This window comes from Deltaproteobacteria bacterium (assembly GCA_009930495.1).
Taxonomy (GTDB): domain Bacteria; phylum Desulfobacterota; class Desulfovibrionia; order Desulfovibrionales; family Desulfomicrobiaceae; genus Desulfomicrobium.
In genome coordinates this window covers 1-2,435 of sequence record RZYB01000280.1, presented here as the reverse complement: position 1 = coordinate 2,435, position 2,435 = coordinate 1, and the positions used below count along the sequence as shown (strand labels likewise).

The window sequence follows — 2,435 nt, the reverse complement described above, 5'->3', positions numbered from 1 at the left end:
GCCGGCGATAGCGGCTTCAGCTTCATCGTCATCCCGGCCATGACCGGCGTTCACGCCGCCTTTGCCCTGAACGCCCCGAATTACGACAATTTCGGCAGCCAACCCCTTATCGGCTGGGTCGCGGGCGTGCATCTGGACAATCTGGGCAAGGAAAAACCCAGGGTCTTCGACGGGCTGACCGGCGAATGCGCCGACAACGCCGCCATGGTCATGCACGTCACCCTGCCCCGAAACAAGGCCGTGGACGTGGGCATCGTCAACATCTTCGAACAGGGCGAGGGCGACACCCTGACCTTTGGCGCCGACGGCTTCGCCTGCACCGATGTCCTGGTCAATGGGGTCAAGGAAAACTTCGCGGCCTACATCGAACGCAACAAGCTCGACACCAAACTGCCCCTGGTGGCCGACTATTACGGCGCATTGGTCAACATCAGCTTCCAGAGCGTGACGGCCGAGGAGGTCAAATTCTACGCCCCGGTTTTCCACGGCGTGCGCTACAAACACGCCAAGGCCGTCAGCGATTACGCCACGGCCTTCGACGGCCAGCTCAAAAAAATCGGCCTGTCCCAGGACAACGTCGTGTTCTCCTGCAACTGCATCCTGAACTATTTGTACTCCGGGCTGGAAGGCAAGAACACGGCCCCCTTTGTCGGCCCCATCACCTTTGGTGAAATCGCCTACCAGCTTCTGAATCAAACCCTGGTCTACCTGGAAATGCACGATAAATAAGCGGTTGTTCCTCTCTTCCGCGTGGGCATGGTCTTCGGGCCGTGCCCTTTTTTGTTGGCGGAGCCATGGGCGTCCCCGCGTTGCCTCCCGGCCGGCTTTGGGATAGCCCCGCCCAAAACAGTGGAGGACCCATGCCCATGCTTCCCGAAGACGCCCAGGTCCCCGGCGGGGTGTATCTCTGCCAGGCCGGGCCGGATATTTCCTGCGGCAGCTGCTGCGGGCTTTACAACATGACGGATTTACGCCGCGAGCGCCTGCGAAACATCCTGCTGGAACGCACGGAGCGTTTCGCGGCCGTTACCCGGAACGTGGACGCGATTCTGGCCTTTGAACAGGAACGTTTCGCGCGGGAAGGCACGGACTATCCCCTCGCGGATTTTCATCACTGCGTTTTCGTCGGACTCATCCAGGACGGCGGAGAACGTGTCGGCTGCCTGCTGCACCCTCTGGCATCGGGCAACAAGGGCGTGGACTGGCGGGGGCTGAGCTTTTACGGGGGCGCGGCCTGCAAGCTCTTTTTCTGCCCAAGCCATCACCTGGGCGCGGCGAAATGGAAACGGGTGGCACGGGAGGTCGTCGACGACTGGTTCGACTATGGCCTGATCGCGCCGGAATACCGGCTGAACCAGGCCCTGATCGAGGAGGTCGAGGCGCGGGCTGGCCGGGAGATCGACCCGGACGCCATGGACGCGGACCTCAAAGCCGCCCTGGCCGCGCTGTTTCGGCTCAAGGTCCAGTGGCCGTTCCGCGCCCCGGACGCGCCCCTGGCCTGGAATTTCTTCAGCACCAGAAACACCGACCGCCGGGAGAGGCTCGGCTCGATTCTGGACAATGAGCCCAGGCTGCGGACCATCCTGCACGAACTGGACACCCAGCCGGAGCATGTTCCATCCGCCCTGAGGTTGCTGGAAGAGCGTTTGACGCGCGCCGCGGAGGAAATACGCCGAGGCTGGACGGACGTCAGCGCAGATGAGCGCGACAAATCCGATCCCAGGAGCCGTCGCGGCGCATGGCCTGAAGCTCTTTATTGAAGCGCTCCAAAAGAGGGACCAGATTCTTGGATTTCGGAAAGGACAGATAGGTCAAATTGGCGGCCAGGGGCCGGGGCAAGGCCACGAGGCGATTGCCTGGATCGAGACGATCGCGGAGCAGGGCCAGACTTTCGGCCGTGATCACGATGGCATCCACCCGGCCCAGCAGCAACCGGCCGATATTGGCCTGGTCGTTGGCCACCGGATCGGCCAAGATCCTGCCCCCGGCCACGGCGTGGTCGAACCCGTTCCCGTAGGACCACCCGCGCATGACGCCGATGCGCTTCCCGGTCAGATCCCCGGCCTCGGAAAACGGAAACTCCTGACCGCGCAAGACGTAGAGCAACAGCCGTTCCTCGAAGATGGGCTCGGAGTAGTCGTACGTCTCCAGTCGCGCCGTATTCATGTACAAACCGCCAAGGCCCCAGACTCCGGCATCGGCGCCCTGTCGCGCCCGCAACCAGGGAAACGCCAGAAGCCTGACGCCCACGCCCATGCGCCGGAAGGCCTCGGCGATGATGGCCGGATACAGCCCCCGCGCCTGCCCGTTGTCCTGATACATGAACGGCGGGTTGGCCTGATCAAAGGCGATGGTTTCCAAGGCGTGCCCCGGCGTGGCCGTCATCAGGGCAAAGAGCACCGCGACCACCCATCCCGCAAAAAATTTTGCCACCA

The 2,435-nt window shown here is 62.9% G+C and carries 2 protein-coding genes; one reads left to right on the top strand and one right to left on the bottom strand.

Features of this window, described 5'->3' with window-relative positions; all coding sequences use genetic code 11:
* Window positions 1-860: 860 nt before the first annotated feature.
* On the top strand, window positions 861-1,760 hold the full coding sequence (locus EOL86_13760; GenBank protein ID NCD26640.1) for a hypothetical protein: 900 nt from the start codon (window positions 861-863) through the stop codon (window positions 1,758-1,760).
* On the opposite strand, the gene EOL86_13755 is transcribed toward EOL86_13760, so the two are convergent.
* A partial coding sequence (locus EOL86_13755) for a transporter substrate-binding domain-containing protein (protein NCD26639.1) occupies window positions 1,690-2,435 on the bottom strand: 746 nt, incomplete at its 5' end. The two genes, EOL86_13760 and EOL86_13755, sit on opposite strands and share 71 nt — an antisense overlap.